Genomic DNA, 16,816 nt, shown 5'->3' with positions numbered 1-16,816 from the left:
GATCGGGACGATCCCACGGCCCGTCGGGCGTTGCGCGGCCTCACGTGGAGACGGCGGCTCACTTCGAGACGACGACCACCGACTTGACGATCTTGTCGGCGAAGGTCTGGCGCTTCTCGTCCCACAGCGGCCACAGGTAGCCGACGAAGCAGGAGAGGGTGTCCAGGATGTGCAGCAGCTTGCGCGCGATGCCCATGCCGGCGCCGAGCAGCGAGCCGTCCTCCAGCTTGGCGGTGCGCAGGCCGAGCACCTTCTTGCCGACGGTCTGGCCGGTGGTGCCCTCCAGGTAGCCCCAGACTATGAGGCCGAGGAGGTTGATCACGTTCTGCAGCGCGGCACCGGCGACCTGGCCGATGATGAACGCCGGCACGCCGACGATGATGCCGTCGATCAGCGAGGCGCCGACGCGCTGGCCCCAGTGGGCCAGCACCGGGGCCGGCGCGTGCGGGGTGTAGCCGTAGTTCGGGTCGAGGTTGGGCTGGTAGCCGGGCTGCTGCTCGTACGGGTTGCTCATGGGATCCCCCTGGGACGGTGAGTGTGACGGACGGTGGACTTTGGTGGGACCGTGGTGGCGCGCCGTCAGGCGCGGATCACCAGGCTGCTGGTGACCTTGTCGGCGAAGGTCTGGCTCTTGTCGTCCCACAGCGGCCAGAGGTAGCCCAGGCCGCAGAGCATGTTGTCGAGGAAGTGCGCGAGCTTGCGCACCAGGGCCATGCCGAAGCCGAGGAACTGGCCGTTGTGCTCGCGCACGACCTTGATGCCGAGCGCCTTCTTGCCCGTGGTCTGGCCGGTGGAGCCCTCCTTGACCAGCTGCCAGATGCCCAGGCCCAGGCTGATCACCGCGCCGACCAGCATGATCAGCACGCCGCCGCCGGTGGCGCTGCTGCTGGTCTCGTTGTAGCAGTAGCCGTAGGAGTCGCAGGTCTGGTGCTGGCTGCCGACCGCCATGGCGATGCCGATGATGTAGCCCAGCAGGCCGGGCACGCCGACGATCAGGAAGTCGATGATGTAGGCGCCCACCCGGGAGCCCCAGCCGGCCAGCACCGGCGGCGCCATCGGCGCGTAGCCGTAGGCCGGCTGCTGCGGCACCCCGTAGGCCGGGGGCTGCTGCGGGTAGCCGTAGTTGGGCGCGGGCGGCTGCTGCTGCGGGTATCCGTAGACCGGCGGCTGCTGGCCGTACGGGTTCTGCTGCGGCGCGCCGTACGGCTGCTGCGGCTGGCCGTACGGATTGTTGGGGCCGGGCGGGTAGGTCATGCGGTGCCTCCGGGCGGGCGTGCTCAGGGTCGAGCCGGTTCTTCGGTCCCCCCGGGACGAGGACTGGGGAGGACGGGACAGCGGGTGAGACTAGTGGACCGTCAGGACAGGTGGACACCGAGGCGGTTGAGCTGCCAGAGCCAGGAGACGCCCAGCGCGGTGCCCAGCAGGGCGTTCCGGCGGCCGCCGGACAGCGACCACCAGCGGGCGCCGGTGCCGAGCGGCGCGGTCAGCAGGCCCAGGCCGGCCACCACGGTGACCGGATTGGCCGTCAGCGCGGCCAGCCAGTGGCCGTGTCCGGCCTCGATGAACACCGTGGTGGAGCCGCAGACCGGGCACGGGATGCCGGTGAACCGGCGCAACGGGCAGAGCACTCCGGGATCGTGGACGTCGTGCAGGACGGCCACGGCGAGCGCGGCGGCGGCCGCCGCCGCGCCGCGCAGCGCGGTCTGCGCGATGCGGACGCGCCAGCGGTCCGGTGCGGTCCCGGCAGCCCGGACCGGCGTGCTCACGGGCGGTGCTGCGGTGCGGGGCCGGACCGGCCCGGCGGATGGTGCGGAAGCCTCACGTCGTCTGTTCCCCCTGTGCGATTGCTCGGGCCCTATCGTCGGCCCAGGCCCGCGGGCTGTCCAGCGCCTTAACGCGGTGCGGACACAACTGTGGCGCAACCGCAATCGGATCCACACGTTCCGTTAAACCCGGCACCCGTCCGGACCGCGGTTCGGAACTGCCGCCGCGATCCGGGAGGATAGGGGCATGAGCGCCCAGATTCTCGATGGCAAGGCCACCGCCGCCGCGATCAAGTCCGAACTCGCCGTCCGCGTGGCGGCCCTCAAGGAGCAGGGCATCACGCCCGGCCTCGGCACCGTGCTGGTCGGCGACGACCCCGGCAGCCACTCCTACGTGCGCGGCAAGCACCGCGACTGCGCCCAGGTGGGCATCGCCTCGATCCAGGTCGAGCTGCCCGCCGACGCGACCCAGGCCGAGGTGGAGGCCAAGGTCCGCGAGCTGAACGAGGACCCGGCCTGCACCGGCTACATCGTCCAGCTGCCGCTGCCCAAGGGCCTGGACCCCCACCCGGTGCTGGAGCTGATGGACCCGGACAAGGACGCCGACGGCCTGCACCCGACCTCGCTGGGCCGCCTGGCGCTCGGCATCGACGGCCCGCTGCCGTGCACCCCGTACGGCATCGTCGAGCTGCTGCGCCGGCACGACGTGGAGATCAACGGGGCCGACGTGGTGGTGGTCGGCCGCGGCGTGACGGTGGGTCGGTCGATCGGCCTGCTGCTCACCCGCAAGAGCGAGAACGCGACCGTGACGCTCTGTCACACCGGCACCCGGGACCTGTCCGCGCACCTGCGCCGGGCCGACATCATCGTGGCCGCCGCGGGCGTGCCGTACCTGGTCAAGGCCGAGGACGTGCGCCCGGGCGCGGTGGTGCTGGACGTCGGCGTCAGCCGCACCGAGACCGGGCTGGTCGGCGACGTGCACCCGGCGGTGGCCGAGGTGGCCGGCTGGCTCTCGCCCAACCCGGGTGGTGTCGGCCCGATGACCCGCGCCATGCTGCTCAACAACATCGTCGAGGCGGCCGAGCGCCAGGCCGCCCGGCCGTAGCACCGACCGCGCGGAGGACTGGCAGATGAGTGTGGGACGAACGGGCCGGGCTTCGCGGCGGCGGCCGGTCAGGACCACCGGGACCCACCCGCCGCAGGGTTCCGGCGCGGCGATGGACCGCGAGCACCCGCTGCCGATACGGCAGTGGCCGATAACGCTGGTGCTCGCGGTGGTCGGCATCGGCCTGCTGGTCACCTACGCGGACGACTTCCGGTACGGGCTGCTGGTGATCGGCGCCGCCTTCGGGCTGGGCGCCGCGCTGCGGCTGCTGCTGCCGGAGGTCGGCCTGCTCGCGGTGCGCAGCCGGTTCACCGACGTGGCGGTGCTGCTCTTCTTCGGCACGGTGATCGTGCTGCTGGCGCTGCTCGCGCAGCCGGACCAGTGGCTGCACCTGCCGTCGGTGGAGTACATCGGCAAGGTGATCGGCCGTCGGAACTGAGCACGGGTCCCGGACCGCCCCGGCGGTCCGGGACCCGTGTGACGCACCAGCCACGGCGCCGGTCACGCCGTGGGCCCGGCCTTGCGATAACCTGGCGCCGGTTCTCTCGATGTCGAGAGAAACCGTCCTCGGCTCCAGGACGCCGGCGTGCCTGGGGCATGCCGGCGATCGTTGGAGAAGGAACCCATGACTCGCACCCCCGTCAACGTCACCGTCACCGGAGCGGCCGGTCAGATCGGCTACGCGCTGCTCTTCCGCATCGCCTCGGGCCACCTGCTCGGTGCGGACGTGCCGGTGAACCTGCGCCTGCTGGAGATCACCCCGGCGCTCAAGGCCGCCGAGGGCGTGGCGATGGAGCTGGACGACTGCGCCTTCCCGCTGCTGCGCAACATCACCATCACCGACCAGCTGGACACCGCCTTCGACGGCACCAACGTGGCGCTGCTGGTCGGCGCCCGCCCGCGCACCGCCGGCATGGAGCGCGGCGACCTGCTCGCGGCCAACGGCGGCATCTTCGGCCCGCAGGGCAAGGCGATCAACGACAACGCCGCCGACGACATCAAGGTCCTGGTGGTCGGCAACCCGGCCAACACCAACGCCCTGATCGCCCAGCGCAACGCCCCCGACGTGCCGGCCGAGCGGTTCACCGCGATGACCCGCCTGGACCACAACCGCGCGGTCGCCCAGCTGGCCAAGAAGGCCGGCGTGACCGTCGACGAGGTCAAGAAGGTCACCATCTGGGGCAACCACTCCGCCACCCAGTACCCCGACCTGTTCCAGGCCGAGATCGCGGGCAAGGCCGGCTTCGAGGCCGTCGGCTCCGACCAGGCCTGGGTCGAGGACTTCTTCATCCCGAAGGTGGCCAAGCGCGGCGCCGAGATCATCGAGGTGCGCGGCGCCTCGTCGGCCGCCTCGGCCGCCAACGCCGCCCTGGACCACGTCCACACCTGGGTCAACGGCACCGCGGCCGGCGACTGGACCTCGATGGGCATCGTCTCCGACGGCTCCTACGGCGTGCCGGAGGGCATCATCTCCTCCTTCCCGGTCACCACCAAGGACGGCAAGTTCGAGATCGTCCAGGGCCTGGAGCTCTCCGAGTTCTCCCGCGCCCGGATCGACGCCTCGGTCGCCGAGCTCGTCGCCGAGCGCGACGAGGTCACCAAGCTCGGCCTCATCTGACCGCCGGGCGCCGGCCGGCGCCCGCCCCCGGTGGCCCGGTACTCCCGCACGGAGTGCCGGGCCACCGGCGTTTTTTCGGACGTTTACACTGGCCGACCGTGACCGAAACCCTCCAGGACGCCGCGCTCGTCCTGGTCTTCATCGTCCTGGGCGGGCTCTTCAACATCGCCGAGATCTCGCTGATCTCGCTGCGCGAGGGCCAGATCCGCGCCCTCGCCGAGCGCGGCACCAAGCGGGCCTCGCGGGCCGCGCACCTGGCCGCCGACCCGAACCGGTTCCTGGCCGCGGTGCAGGTCGGGGTGACCTGCATGGGCTTCCTGTCGGCCGCCTTCGGCGCCGACACGCTGGCCGGCAAGCTCTCCCCGGTCTTCGTCCGGATGGGCCTGTCCAGCGGGGTCGCGGACACCGTGGCGCTGGTCGGGCTGACCCTGGTGATCTCCTACGTCTCGCTGGTGCTGGGCGAGTTGACGCCCAAGCGGATCGGACTCCAGCGGGCCGACTCGATCGCGCTGCTGGCCGCGCCGGTGGTCGACCTGATGTCGGTGGCGCTGCGCCCGGTGATCTGGCTGCTGGGCCGCTCCACCAACCTGATGGTGCGGCTGCTGGGCGGGGACCCGAAGGCCGGCCGGGGCAGCATGAGCTCCGAGGAGCTGCGCGGGCTGGTCGCGGCCAACACCGAGCTGGGCAGCGACGAACGGGCGCTGATCGCGGACGTGTTCGCCGCCGGGGAGCGCCAGCTGCGCGAGGTGATGGTGCCGCGCACCGAGGTGACCTTCCTGGACGCCGACCAGCCGCTCACCGAGGTGCGCGAGGAGACCAGCACCTCCCCGCACTCGCGCTACCCGGTGGTGGAGGGCTCCTACGACGCGGTGGTCGGCTTCGTGCACGTGCGCGACCTGTACCGGGCGCGCGGCGAACAGGCGCTGCGGGTGCGCGAGATCGCCCGTCCGGTGAAGCTGCTGCCGGCCACCAAGCGGGTGCTGGAGGCGATGAGCGAGATGCGCCGGGAGGGCCACCACCTGGCCATGGTGGTGGACGAGTACGGCGGCACCGCCGGGATCGTCACGCTGGAGGACCTGGTGGAGGAGGTGATCGGGGAGATCCGGGACGAGTACGACGCCCAGCAGACCGCCACCCGGCGGTTGGCCGGCGGCGGGGTGGAGGTGAACGGCCTGCTCAACCTCCCCGACTTCGCCGAGGAGACCGGCGTCGCGCTGCCCGAGGGCCCGTACGAGACGGTGGCCGGGTACGTGGTGGCCGAGCTGGGGGAGCTGCCCTCGGTCGGCGACCAGGTGGTCACCGCGGACGGGGTGCTGCTGACCGTGGCGGTGCTCGACGGGCGCCGGATCGACCGGATCCGGGTGGCCGCGGTGGCGGCCGCGGAGCCCTCGTCGGAACCTCCAAACACGGACGGGTCCTGAGCCCGACGAGGAACTGGAAGAATGGCGGACATGGTCAACGCAGCGGTCACCGGTCAGGAGCAGGATCGTCCTCGGGTGCTCTCCGGCATCCAGCCCACCTCCGGCTCGTTCCACCTGGGCAACTACCTCGGCGCGGTGCGCCAGTGGGTCGACCTCCAGGAGGCCAACGACGCCTTCTACATGGTCGTCGACCTGCACGCGATCACCGTGCCGCAGGACCCGGCGGTGCTCCGGGAGAACACCCGGGTCTCCGTCGCCCAGCTGCTCGGCGCCGGCCTGGACCCGGCGCGCTGCACCCTGTTCGTCCAGTCCCACGTGCCCGAGCACGCCCAGCTCGCCTGGGTGATGAACTGCCTCACCGGCTTCGGCGAGGCCGCCCGGATGACCCAGTTCAAGGACAAGTCGGCCAAGCAGGGCAACGACGCCACCACGGTCGGCCTGTTCACCTACCCGGTGCTGATGGTCGCCGACGTGCTGCTCTACCAGGCCGACGCGGTGCCGGTCGGCGAGGACCAGCGCCAGCACCTGGAGCTCACCCGGGACCTGGCCGAGCGCTTCAACACCCGCTACGCGCCCACCTTCACGATCCCCAAGCCGTACATCCTCAAGGAGACGGCGAAGATCATGGACCTGCAGGACCCGGCCGCCAAGATGAGCAAGTCGGCGCCGTCGCCCAAGGGCCTGGTCAACCTGCTGGACGAGGCCCGGGTCAGCGCCAAGAAGTTCAAGAGCGCGGTCACCGACACCGACACCGTGGTCAGCTACGACGAGGAGAAGAAGCCGGGCCTGGCGAACCTGCTGCGGATCCACTCGGCGCTCAGCGGCCGGAGCGTGGACCAGCTGGTGGCGGACTTCGAGGGCAAGATGTACGGCGCCCTGAAGACCGAGCTGGCCGAGCTGTTCACCGAGTGGGTGGCCCCGTTCCAGGAGCGCACCGAGAGCTACCTGAAGGACCCGGCGGAGCTGGACCGGGTGCTCGCCGAGGGGGCCGCCAAGGCCCGCGAGGTGGCGTCGGTGACGCTGGAGACGGTCTACGACCGCATCGGCTTCCTGCCGGCCGCCAAGCGCTGATGGTCCCGGTCGCCGTCCCCGGAGGTGGGGCCCCCGCGCGGGGCGCCACCGACGGCGGCGTGCTGACCATCGGGGTCGCGGTCACCGTGCCCGAGCCGTTCGGTTCGGCGATCCAGGACGCCCGGGCGGGGCTGGGCGACCCGCACGCCCGGGCGATACCCACCCACGTCACGCTGCTGCCGCCGACCGAGGTGGCGACCGACCTGGTCGACCGGGTGCGGGCGCACCTGGCGGCGGTGGCCGGGGCGCACCGCCCGTTCCGCATGCTGCTGCACGGCAGCGGCAGCTTCCGCCCGGTCTCCCCGGTGGTCTTCGTCCGGGTCGAGGAGGGCGCCCAGGAGTGCCGCGAGCTGGAGGCGGCGATCCGCTCCGGCCCGCTGGCCCGGGAGCTGGCCTTCCCGTACCACCCGCACGTGACGGTGGCGCACGGGCTGCCGGAGCCGGCCCTGGAGGCCGCCTTCGACCAGGCCCGGGCCTTCCACGCGGCGTTCGCGGTCCCCGGTTTCACGCTCTCCCGGTTCGACCTGGACGAGGTGTGGCGGCCGTGGGAAACCTTCACATTTGCGAACCCGTGCAACTGACGCATTCTCAGGTTTCTCCCAGCAATTACCGGGTCATGGGATTTTATTAACCTCTCATTTACGCCTCTCATTGATGGCCGGTAGACTCCGTCATCAATTGGCCGCGGGGGCGTGTCAACGGCCAGTGGAAATGCCCGCCCGAGCTGGAGCTGTTGATGCGTCGTCCCCGTACGGTCCGGCGGGTCGTTCGTGCCGTGCTGCGCCGTGTCCGCCGGCTCGTCGGCCCCGTGTCCGCGCCCGGGTCGCCCGCCGTGCCGGAGCCGGCCGCCGAGCCGGAGCCGCCCACCGCGGCCGAGCTGCGCCGCGCCCGGGAGGACCAGCTCCAGCAGCTGTGGCCGGCGCTGGTGCGGCACGACGGCCGGCTGGCCGAGGTCCGGGACGACCTGCTGTCCGGCGACGCGCTGCTGGCCAACTTCACCGAGACCGCCGACCTGCTGCGCGCCGCCGGGGTGACCTTTGCGCCGCTGCGCCCGCAGGGGGTCCGGCAGTGGGTGGTGATCGCCCCGGGGCAGCGCGAGGACGTGCTCGGCGCCCTGGCCCGGGCCCACGCCGGGCGCGCGGTCTACGCCGACCTGCTCGGTCACGACGTCACCCTGGACAGCGTGCTGGCCGAGGAGCTGCCCGGCGCGGTCGCGCGGCTGGAGCGGCCCGCCGGGGACGGCGAGCACCCGGTGGTCAAGGGGCTGCGGCTCTACCGGCCGTCGGTGACCAGCGGGCGGACCCTGGCCTACGGCTCGGAGCACGGCTGCGACCTGGACTTCTGGGACTCGGCCGGGCCCGACGCGGGCGCCGTCGCGGCCATCCACGAGCCGCCGTTCGGCTGGTGGCTGCCCTCGCTGGAGGCCGCGGCCACGATCCGGATCGGCGGGACCGACTACCCGGTGCCGCAGGCCTTCGCCCAGCCGCTGCTGGACGACGTCACCTTCCCGGTGGACGCGGTGCTGACCTGGGTCGACGACAGCGACCCCGGGTGGGCGGCCCGGCGCGACCGGGCCCGGGCCGAGGCGGGCGGGCACGAGCTCTCCGGCGGCGCGCCGGAACGCTTCCGCAACCGTGACGAACTGCGGTACTGCCTGCGCTCGATCGCCATGTACGCCCCGTGGGTCCGGCACGTCTTCCTGGTGACGGACGGTCAGGTCCCCGCCTGGCTGACGGACCGTCATCCGGGCCTGACCGTGGTGACGCACCAGGAACTGTTCGCGGACGGATCGGCGCTGCCGGTCTTCAACTCGCACGCGATCGAATCGCAATTGCATCGGATTCCCGGACTGGCGGACCATTTCCTCTACTTCAACGACGACATGTTCCTCGGCCGACCGGTCCGGCCCGAACAGTTCTTCCAGGGCAACGGGATTCCCCTGGTGAATCTGGACGCCCGGGTGATCCCGCCGGGAGGGGTGATCGCCGGGGACGACGAGTACGTGGCGGCGCAGAAGAACACCCGGGCGCTGCTGCACCGGGAGTTCGGCCGGGACACCAGCAACACGCTCAGCCACGCGCCCTACCCGCTCACCCGCGGCCTGCTGGAGGAGGGCGCCGAGGCGTACGCCGCGGAGCTGGCGCCGGTGGCCCGGTCCCGGTTCCGCTCGCACGCCGACCTGGCGCCGATCACCCTGGCGGTCGGCCGGGGCTACCTGGTCGGCCGGGTGGCCTGGGGCCGGCTCGGCCACCGCTACGTGGACGTGGACCGGTACGCGGCGCTGGAGCAGCTGCCCGGCCTGCTGGCCGAGCGGGCGGTGGACAGCTTCTGCCTGAACGACGGCGACCTGGACCAGGTGCCCAGGGCCGAGCAGGACCGGCAGGTCACCCGGTTCCTGCAGGACTACTTCCCGGTGCCCGGGCCGTTCGAGCGCAGCCTGCCGGCGCCGGCCGGCCGCGAGCCGCTGGGCGAGCCGGCGGCGGACGGCGGCCCGGCCGACGGGCCGCCGTCGGCCGGCTCGCCGTCGGCCGGGGCCCCGTCAGCCGAGGTGGAGCATCCGGTCGACGAGCCGGGCGGTGGCCCGGCCGTCGTCGAGCGGGCAGAACCGCTGCCGGAAGGCCTGGTAGCGGTCCTGGAACGGGGCAACCGCGGCCTGCGGGTCGGCGAGCGCCTCCAGTAGCTGCCCCGGCCCGGTGAGCAGCGGCCCCGGCGCGACGGCGGCGAAGTCCAGGTAGAAGCCGCGCAGCGCGTCCCGGTAGTGCTCCAGGTCGTAGGTGAAGAAGAGCATCGGGCGCCCGCGGATCGCGAAGTCGAAGAGCAGGGACGAGTAGTCGGTCACCAGCACGTCGGCGATCAGCAGCAGGTCCTGCACGTCCGGGTAGTCGCCCACGTCGTACAGGAAGCCGTCGCCGGCGCCCGGCAGCCGGTCGCGCACGTGCGCGTGCGGGCGGACCAGCAGCGCGGTGTCGGGGCCGAGCACCCGGCGGGCGGCCGCCGGGTCCAGGTGCAGGTCGAAGTGGTACCCCTCGTGGTGGCGGCGGTCCTCGCGCCAGGTCGGGGCGTAGAGCACCACCCGGCGGTCCGGGGCCAGGCCGAGCCGGCGGCGGATCTGCCGGGCCGCGCGCTGGTCCGGGCGGACCAGCTGGTCGTTGCGCGGGTAGCCGCACTCCAGGATCTCGCCGCGGTACTGGAAGGCCCGGCGCAGGATCGGGGTGGCGAACGGGCTGGGGGAGACCAGCAGGCTCCAGTGCGGCACCTCGCGGGCCAGCCGCTCCAGGTAGCCGGAGCCGCGCAGCCACGGGTGGTCGACGTCGTGCGCGATCCGCTTCAGCGGGGTGCCGTGCCAGGTCTGCACCACCACCTGGTCGCCGCGGCGGTGCAGGAACTCCGGGAAGTGGGTGTTGCCGACCAGGTACCGGCTGGTGGCCAGCGCCCGGTGCCACTCGTGGCTGCCGACCCGGACCGGGACCACGCCGGGCGGCAGCTCGGCCTGCGCGTCGTCCACCGCCCACAGGTGCTCCAGCGGGGCGCCGCGGCGCAGCAGTTCGGCGTGCACGGCGCGCGGCGAGTCGGCGTAGCCGCGGCCGCCGAAGTTGTCGTACAGCACCGCCTGGCGCAGCCCCAGCCGCCGTGCGGTGCGGTAGCCGGAGCGCAGCCGGGCCTGCGCGTAGTCGCCGCGCTCGGCGGGCGGAAGCACCGGGTGCGCGTCCAGGATCAGCGTGTCGTGCCAGCGGCGCTGCAGGGTCACCGTCTTCGCGCCGGCCGCCAGCGCGGCCGGCAGCTGGGCCAGCGGGCCGGGCGCCAGGGTGAGCCGCTGCTCGGCCTCGGGCCGGCCGACCGGGCGCAGCAGCAGGTCCCAGACGCCCCGGCGCAGCGGCAGCGAGCCGCCGTAGCTGGTGGCGGCGCCGACCGGGACCAGCAGCTCGAACCGGTCCGGGGCCGGGGTGCGCACCCGGTGGAGGGTCTCCGCGGTGCCGTCGGTGTGCCGCAGCACCAGTTCGGCCGGCCCGGCGCCGACGCCGGGCTGACGGCCGGTCAGCCGGAACCCGTCGGCGACGGCGGCCAGGTCCTCCACCACCGGCAGCGGCGGCCGCACGCACAGCTGCAGGCTGCCGTCGGCCGGGCTCTTGAGGTGCACCACCCGGTCCCCGCCGGGCAGCCGGTACTGGCCGCCGACCGGGCCGGCGCGCTCGTCCAGCAGCGCCGCGGTGCCCGCCAGCAGCAGGTCCCAGTGCTCCACCGCGGCGCCGCCCGGCGACAGCGCGGCGAGCGGGACCTCGGCCGCGTGGCCGTCGGCGGTGCGCCGCACCGGGCAGCGCAGCGCGGTGCCGGTCTCCCGGTTGGTCAGCAGCAGCTCGCCGCCGTCGGCGCCCGGGCCCGCGCAGTCGAGCAGCAGGCCGGCCGGGCGGCGGCGGACGGCCGTCACCCGGGGCGGGTCGTCGACCACCCGCAGCCGCAGCCCGTCGTCGCCGAAGAACGGCTGCACCCGCACCCGCGGCGCCACCCAGGCACCCAGCGGGTACTCGCCGGAGCCGCACCAGTGCGGGGCCAGGGTGCCCAGGCGGCGGTGCAGGCCGGCGAAGAGGGTGGCCCGGACCAGCCAGACCCCGGCCGGCCAGCGGCCGCCCTGGCGCAGCCGGGCCGGGTCCAGCACCGCGGTGAACCCGGACCAGTCGTAGCTGTGCTCGCCCTGGCCGCTCTCCTCGGTGACCTCGGGCATCAGCAGCGGGCTGGTCAGCAGCCGCACCGGGCGCCGGCCGTCGGGCGGGAGCAGGGTGAGCAGGGTGCGGGCGCTGCCCCGGCGGGCCGAGGAGTGGCCCGGCTCGCGGGCGAAGCCGGTCAGCTCCAGTCGGCCGTCCACCCAGCGGGCCTGACGCAGCGCTATCCGCGGCGCGGCGTCGGGAGCGGGGGACGGCGCGGCCGGGCGCCGCAGCAGGGTCGGTGCGAGATCCATGGCGAGCGGCCTTTCGGCGCGGATACTTCTGTGCGATTTGCCCTCGGAAGGCCGTAGGGGCCCTCGCCGACGGCGAGGGCCCCTACGGAGGGGTACTGACGGTGGATCAGCCGAGCAGGTTGTCCACCACGCGGGCGGCGGCACGGCCGTCGTCCAGGTCGCAGTAGGTCTGCTTGAAGGCCGCGTAGGCCTCCTGGTGGTCGGCGGCCACCCGCTCCAGGTCGCCGAGCGCCCGGACCACCTCGTCCGAGGTGCGCAGCAGCGGACCCGGGGCGTCCCGCTCGAAGTCGAAGCTGAAACCGCACAGGTTGTCGCGGTAGTGCTCCAGGTCGTGGGCGAAGAACAGCACCGGCCGGCCGGTGTTGACGTAGTCGAACACCGAGGCCGAGTAGTCGGTCACCAGCGCGTCGGCGATCAGCAGCAGGTCGGTCATGTCCGGGTAGCGCGAGACGTCGTACACGTAGCCGTCGCCCGCCTGCGGCACCGGGCCGTAGCAGAGCGCGTGCGGGCGGACCAGCAGCACCTGGTCCTCGCCCAGCGCGGCCTTCGCCGCCGCCAGGTCCAGCCGCAGGTCGGCCTGGTAGCCGCCCTGCGGGCGCTTGCGGTCCTCGCGGAAGGTCGGCGCGTAGAGCACCACCTTCTTGCCCTCGGGCAGGTCGAGCCGGCGGCGCACCTCGGCCGCCCGCTTCTCCCGGTCGGGGGCGTAGAAGACGTCGTTGTGCGGGTAGCCGGTCTCCAGCAGCTCGCCCTGGTACTTGAAGGCGCGGCGCAGCACCGGGGTGGCCCAGCTGGATCCGGAGATCAGCTTGGACCAGGTGGGCACCTCGCGGTCCAGGTGCCGCAGGTAGTTGCTGTCGACGAACCAGATCTTCTCGAAGTCGTGGCCGATCCGCTTGAGCGGGCTGCCGACCCAGGTCTGCAGCACCACCTGGCCCGGGCGCGGGGTCACGAAGTCGGGCAGGTGGCCGTTGGTGACCAGGTACTTCGCGGTGGCCAGCGCCTCGTACCACTCCGGGCTCCACTGCCGCAGCGCGCGGGCGCTCTGCGGCAGCTCGGCCTGCCGGTCCTCCACCGTCCACAGGTGCTCCAGCGGCAGGCCGCGGCGGACCAGCTCCTCGTGCACGGCGCGCGGCGAGCCGCCGTACAGCCCGTTGCCGTCCAGCAGGTAGACCACCGCCTCGCGCAGCGGGCGCTGCTGCGCGGCCGGGTAGGCCTCCTTGCGCAGCACCCGCTGGCGGTAGCCGCTGCGCTCGTCCTCGTCGAGGTCGGCGTGCGCCTCCAGCGAGAGCCGGTCGTGGTCGCGGCGCTCCAGCGCCACGTCCTTGCCGCGGCTGTGGATCCGCACCGGCAGCGTCGGGTGCGCCTCCAGCGCCACCTGGACCGGCGGCCAGGCGAACTCGGCGTCGCCGCCGACCGGCCGGAAGAAGAGCTCCCAGGTGCCCTTGGCCAGCGGCACCCGGCCGCCGGCGGTGGAGGTCGGCACGCCGGCCAGCAGCACCTCGAACCGGCCGTCCGTGACGGTCACCGGGTGCAGGTAGTCCTCCTCCCGCCACAGGTGGCGCAGCACCAGCTCGTAGCGGTGCTCGCCGGGCAGCGGGAAGCGGCCGGTGAGGGTGAAGCCCTCCTCGTCGGTACCGGTGATCCGCTCGACCACCGGCTGGGCCAGCTGGTCGTCGAACTGCAGGTGGCCCTCGGCGCTCGGCTTGGAGACCAGCACCCGGGCGGTGCCGACCGCGGCCGCCGGGTCGAGCGGCAGCTCCAGGTGGGTGAGCGGCACCCGCTCGTCCACCAGCACCGGCAGCTCGCGGCCGTCGCGGGTGAGCAGCACGGCCAGCCACGGGTCGGTGGTGCGGCTGTCGGCGGCCGGGTCCAGCTCGTCCCAGCGGGCGCGCACCTCGGCCAGGTCGGCCAGCGGGACCTTCGCGGTGAACGGCACCGGCCGGCCGGCCGGCACGCCGAACTCCACCGGCAGGTCCAGCTGCGAGCCGGAGGGCTGGTGGGTCAGCCGCAGCTGCAGGCCCGCCAGGTCTCCGGCGTTGCGCACGGTGCCGCTCAGCTCGACCGCGCCGTCCACCGCCTTGATCTCGGTGACCGCCGCCCGCAGCCGCTCGATCCGCAGCTGCAGGAAGTTGTCCTTGAGGAAGGGCACGATCCGGGTGGCGGCGTCGGCCCAGTACGGGGTGAAGTTCTCCGCGGTGTCGGCCCAGCCGCCGCTGATCCGGCCCTTGTAGACCCCGGCCTTGCCGGCGCCGGCGATCAGCACCCGCCAGGTGCCCTCCTGCCACTGGCCGCGCTTCTTCAGCTTGGCCGGGTCGATCAGGGTGCTGAAGCCGGCCCAGTCGCAGCTGTACAGGTCGTGCGGGGAGCTGGCGGTGGCCTCGGCGCTGTACTGGGTCCTGGTCGAGAAGGTGACGAAGCGTCGGCCGTCGGCCTGGCGCAGCACCAGCAGCTTGACCAGGTCGTGCTTGTGCTCGGCGCCCAGGTGCTCCGGGAAGGCGTGCCCGTTCAGCCGCAGCTTGCCGTCCACCCAGGCGGAGTCGTAGATCCGGCTGCGCATCACCAGCGCGTTGTCCAGGCGCAGCACGTCGGACGGCACGCTCTTGCGGCCGCCGCGCAGGAACGGGTAGTCCGCGTACGGGCGGAGCAGGCCGCGGGCCGGGGCGGCGCCGTTGCTCTCCGACTCGAAGCGCATCTGCTCGACGAACTCGTCCATCCGGCCCTGCAGGGTCAGGTGGTACTTGAGCTTGAGCGGGGCGCGCAGCTTGCGCACCTGGTCCTGGCCGATCGCGCGCAGCAGCCGGCCGACGTGCTGCACGTAGGCGTCGCGGTAGTCCTGCTCGCCGTCGACCACCGACCAGAAGAACATCGGGATCTCTTCGACCAGGTTGTTCTCGTCGTAGGCGTGCAGGTACTCGCGGTACTTCGGCTCGGTCTGCTTGAGCAGCCAGGCGCGGACCAGCTCCATCGAGGTGACCCGGTCGACCAAACCCTTGGGGTTGGTGCGCATCTGTGTGATCGACATCTCGCCGACCTCGCGCTCGCGCCAGTGGTAGATCGGCTCGGAGAGCACGTCCACGCTCTTGGCCAGGTAGTGGTGCGGCACGCTGACCGGGGCGTCCTCGTACAGGATGCCCTCGGGGTAGAGCAGGTCGGCCGCGTCCCAGAAGGAGCGGCGGTAGACCTTGTTCCACGCGGTGCGGTCGGTGACCAGGGCCGGCAGCTCGGTGATGTGGGTCTTCAGCCGGGTCTGCTTGAACGGCTTGGCGTGGCCGCCGGAGGGGTAGAAGCCGATCGCCCGGAACCGCAGCACGTTGCCGGAGCAGAAGTCCGACCCGGTCTGGTCCAGGGTGGAGATCATCAGCTCGTAGGCGCTGGGCGGCAGCGTGTCGTCGCTGTCCACGAAGGCCAGGAACTCGGTGCCCTCGGTGAGGTGCTGCAGGCCGGTGTTGCGGGCGGCGCCGAGGCCGGCGTTCTGCTTCCGGACCAGCCGGAACCGGGAGTCCTTGGCGGCGAACGCCTCGGCGATGGCGGCGCTGCCGTCCTTGGAGCCGTCGTCCACCATGATGCATTCCAGGTCGCCCATGGTCTGCGCGGCAATGGACTCCAGGCACTCCTCCAGATACCGCTCGACGTTGTAGATCGGAACGACGACGGAGAGTCGGGGGGCCATCTGCAGTGCGGGCCTTTCATCAGGGGAAGCACTCGGTGTGGTCGTCGACCCGCTGCTGCGGGGGCGGGCACACTGTCGGTTCGGGGGGAATCCTACCGTCCTGTCCGGGAGTCGGTCCGGGCGCGACGCACGGCGGGGGTCCGGGCGGTCGGCGAGGCGGATGGTCGGTGACCTGACGAAATGCCAGGCTGGGCGGCATGGGATTCCTCACCAGGCTGCCGGGGATCGGGCCGCTGGTCGCCGCGGCGCTGCGCAGCCGGCCATGGCTCGTCTACCAGCTGTTCACCGCGGCGAAGGCGAACCGGCTGGCCGGGGCGATCACCTTCTTCGGCTTCCTGGCGCTCTTTCCGCTGCTCACGGTCGCGCTGGCGATCGCGGTCAGCGCGTTGACGCCGGCCCAGGTGGACACCCTCAAGCACAAGATCTCCGACCAGGTGCCCGGGCTCTCCGACGCGCTCGGACTGGACTCGCTGATCGCCAACGCGGCGACCGTCGGGGTGATCAGCGGCCTGCTCCTGCTGGTCTCGGGGCTGGGCTGGGTGGACACCCTGCGCGGCTCGATCCGGGACGTGTGGCAGCTGCCGACCGAGCGGTCCAACCCGGTGCTGGCCAAGGCCCGCGACTGCGTGGTGCTGCTGGGGCTGGGCCTGGTGTCGCTGGTCTCGCTGGGGGCCTCGGTGGTGGCCACCAAGCTGGCCGGGCAGTTGGCCGGGGCGCTGGGGCTGGCCGACCGGGGCCCCGGGCACTGGCTGCTGGCGCTGGCCGGGTTCGTCATCGCGGTCGGCGCCGACCTGCTGCTCTTCCTCTACCTGCTGGCGCCGTTCCCGAGCGTCGAGGGGCAGCACCGGCGCGACCTGCTGACCGCGGCGCTGATCGGCGCGGTCGGCTTCGAGCTGCTCAAGCTGCTGCTCTCCTCCTACCTGGTCTCGGTGTCCGGCAAGAGCCTGTACGGCGCCTTCGGGACGCCGGTGGCGCTGTTGCTGTGGATCAATTTCGTCTCCCGGCTGCTGATGTTCTGCGTCGCCTGGACCGCGCTGGCCGACCCCGAGGGCGCCCGGGCCCGGGCCCGGGCGAGCGCCGAGGCCGCCTACCGGGCGGCGGGGGAGCTGGGCACCGCGCCGGTCCGCACCGGCTGACGGCGGGGCGGGGCGCCCGCGCGCCCCGACCACCCCGCCCCCCGGGCCTACCGGCGCCGGCGGCCCACGGCGGTGGCC

The 16,816-nt window shown here is 73.1% G+C and carries 12 protein-coding genes and 1 pseudogene; 8 read left to right on the top strand and 5 right to left on the bottom strand.

What is annotated here, in order from left to right; genetic code table 11:
• Positions 1-58: 58 nt before the first annotated feature.
• From ACFW1A_RS26225 to ACFW1A_RS26215, 3 genes are all read right to left on the bottom strand, one after another.
• On the bottom strand, positions 59-514 hold the full coding sequence (locus ACFW1A_RS26225) for an RDD family protein (RefSeq protein WP_380412562.1): 456 nt from the start codon (positions 512-514) through the stop codon (positions 59-61).
• A gap of 65 nt (positions 515-579) precedes the next feature.
• Positions 580-1,254: an RDD family protein gene (locus ACFW1A_RS26220; RefSeq protein ID WP_380412560.1), complete on the bottom strand. Its 675-nt coding sequence runs from the start codon at positions 1,252-1,254 to the stop codon at positions 580-582.
• Between the two features lie 101 nt (positions 1,255-1,355).
• Positions 1,356-1,766, bottom strand: a complete 411-nt coding sequence (locus tag ACFW1A_RS26215; protein ID WP_380412558.1) for a DUF2752 domain-containing protein — start codon at positions 1,764-1,766, stop codon at positions 1,356-1,358.
• A 244-nt stretch (positions 1,767-2,010) separates the two neighbouring features.
• Between ACFW1A_RS26215 and ACFW1A_RS26210 the strand changes: the two genes are divergently transcribed.
• The 7 genes and pseudogenes from ACFW1A_RS26210 to ACFW1A_RS26180 form a co-directional block, all read left to right on the top strand.
• A complete protein-coding gene (locus tag ACFW1A_RS26210; RefSeq protein ID WP_380412556.1) occupies positions 2,011-2,868 on the top strand; it encodes a bifunctional methylenetetrahydrofolate dehydrogenase/methenyltetrahydrofolate cyclohydrolase in 858 nt (285 codons plus the stop codon).
• 25 nt (positions 2,869-2,893) lie between these two features.
• Positions 2,894-3,307, top strand: a complete 414-nt coding sequence (locus ACFW1A_RS26205) for a DUF3017 domain-containing protein (protein WP_380412554.1) — start codon at positions 2,894-2,896, stop codon at positions 3,305-3,307.
• A gap of 186 nt (positions 3,308-3,493) precedes the next feature.
• Positions 3,494-4,486, top strand: coding sequence for a malate dehydrogenase (locus ACFW1A_RS26200; protein WP_380412552.1), 993 nt, complete (start codon positions 3,494-3,496; stop codon positions 4,484-4,486).
• Positions 4,487-4,584: 98 nt separating this feature from the next.
• Positions 4,585-5,907, top strand: a complete 1,323-nt coding sequence (locus ACFW1A_RS26195) for a hemolysin family protein (protein WP_380412550.1) — start codon at positions 4,585-4,587, stop codon at positions 5,905-5,907.
• A gap of 30 nt (positions 5,908-5,937) precedes the next feature.
• Positions 5,938-6,978 carry a tryptophan--tRNA ligase gene (gene trpS / locus ACFW1A_RS26190; protein ID WP_380412548.1) on the top strand — a complete coding sequence of 347 codons (1,041 nt, stop codon included), beginning with the start codon at positions 5,938-5,940 and terminating at the stop codon, positions 6,976-6,978.
• A gap of 59 nt (positions 6,979-7,037) precedes the next feature.
• Positions 7,038-7,559, top strand: coding sequence for a 2'-5' RNA ligase family protein (locus tag ACFW1A_RS26185; RefSeq protein ID WP_380412545.1), 522 nt, complete (start codon positions 7,038-7,040; stop codon positions 7,557-7,559).
• A gap of 155 nt (positions 7,560-7,714) precedes the next feature.
• A pseudogene (locus tag ACFW1A_RS26180) lies at positions 7,715-9,403 on the top strand (Stealth CR1 domain-containing protein); the annotation flags it as partial.
• A gap of 114 nt (positions 9,404-9,517) precedes the next feature.
• Here the strand turns inward: ACFW1A_RS26180 and ACFW1A_RS26175 are convergent.
• Both ACFW1A_RS26175 and ACFW1A_RS26170 read right to left on the bottom strand, forming a co-directional pair.
• A complete protein-coding gene (locus ACFW1A_RS26175) occupies positions 9,518-11,932 on the bottom strand; it encodes a CDP-glycerol glycerophosphotransferase family protein (protein WP_380412540.1) in 2,415 nt (804 codons plus the stop codon).
• Positions 11,933-12,038: 106 nt separating this feature from the next.
• Positions 12,039-15,602 (bottom strand): CDP-glycerol glycerophosphotransferase family protein, encoded by a 3,564-nt coding sequence (locus tag ACFW1A_RS26170; protein WP_380412535.1) that lies wholly within the window; start codon positions 15,600-15,602, stop codon positions 12,039-12,041.
• 197 nt (positions 15,603-15,799) lie between these two features.
• Here ACFW1A_RS26170 and ACFW1A_RS26165 point away from each other — a divergent pair, with 197 nt between their 5' ends.
• Positions 15,800-16,738, top strand: coding sequence for a YihY/virulence factor BrkB family protein (locus ACFW1A_RS26165; protein WP_380412533.1), 939 nt, complete (start codon positions 15,800-15,802; stop codon positions 16,736-16,738).
• The last annotated feature ends 78 nt before the right edge of the window (positions 16,739-16,816 follow it).

Origin of the sequence: Kitasatospora sp. NPDC058965, assembly GCF_042741245.1 — a bacterium.
Classification (GTDB): domain Bacteria; phylum Actinomycetota; class Actinomycetes; order Streptomycetales; family Streptomycetaceae; genus Kitasatospora.
Note: the sequence above shows the minus strand (reverse complement) of the source record. Positions and strands in the feature narration are given on the sequence as shown.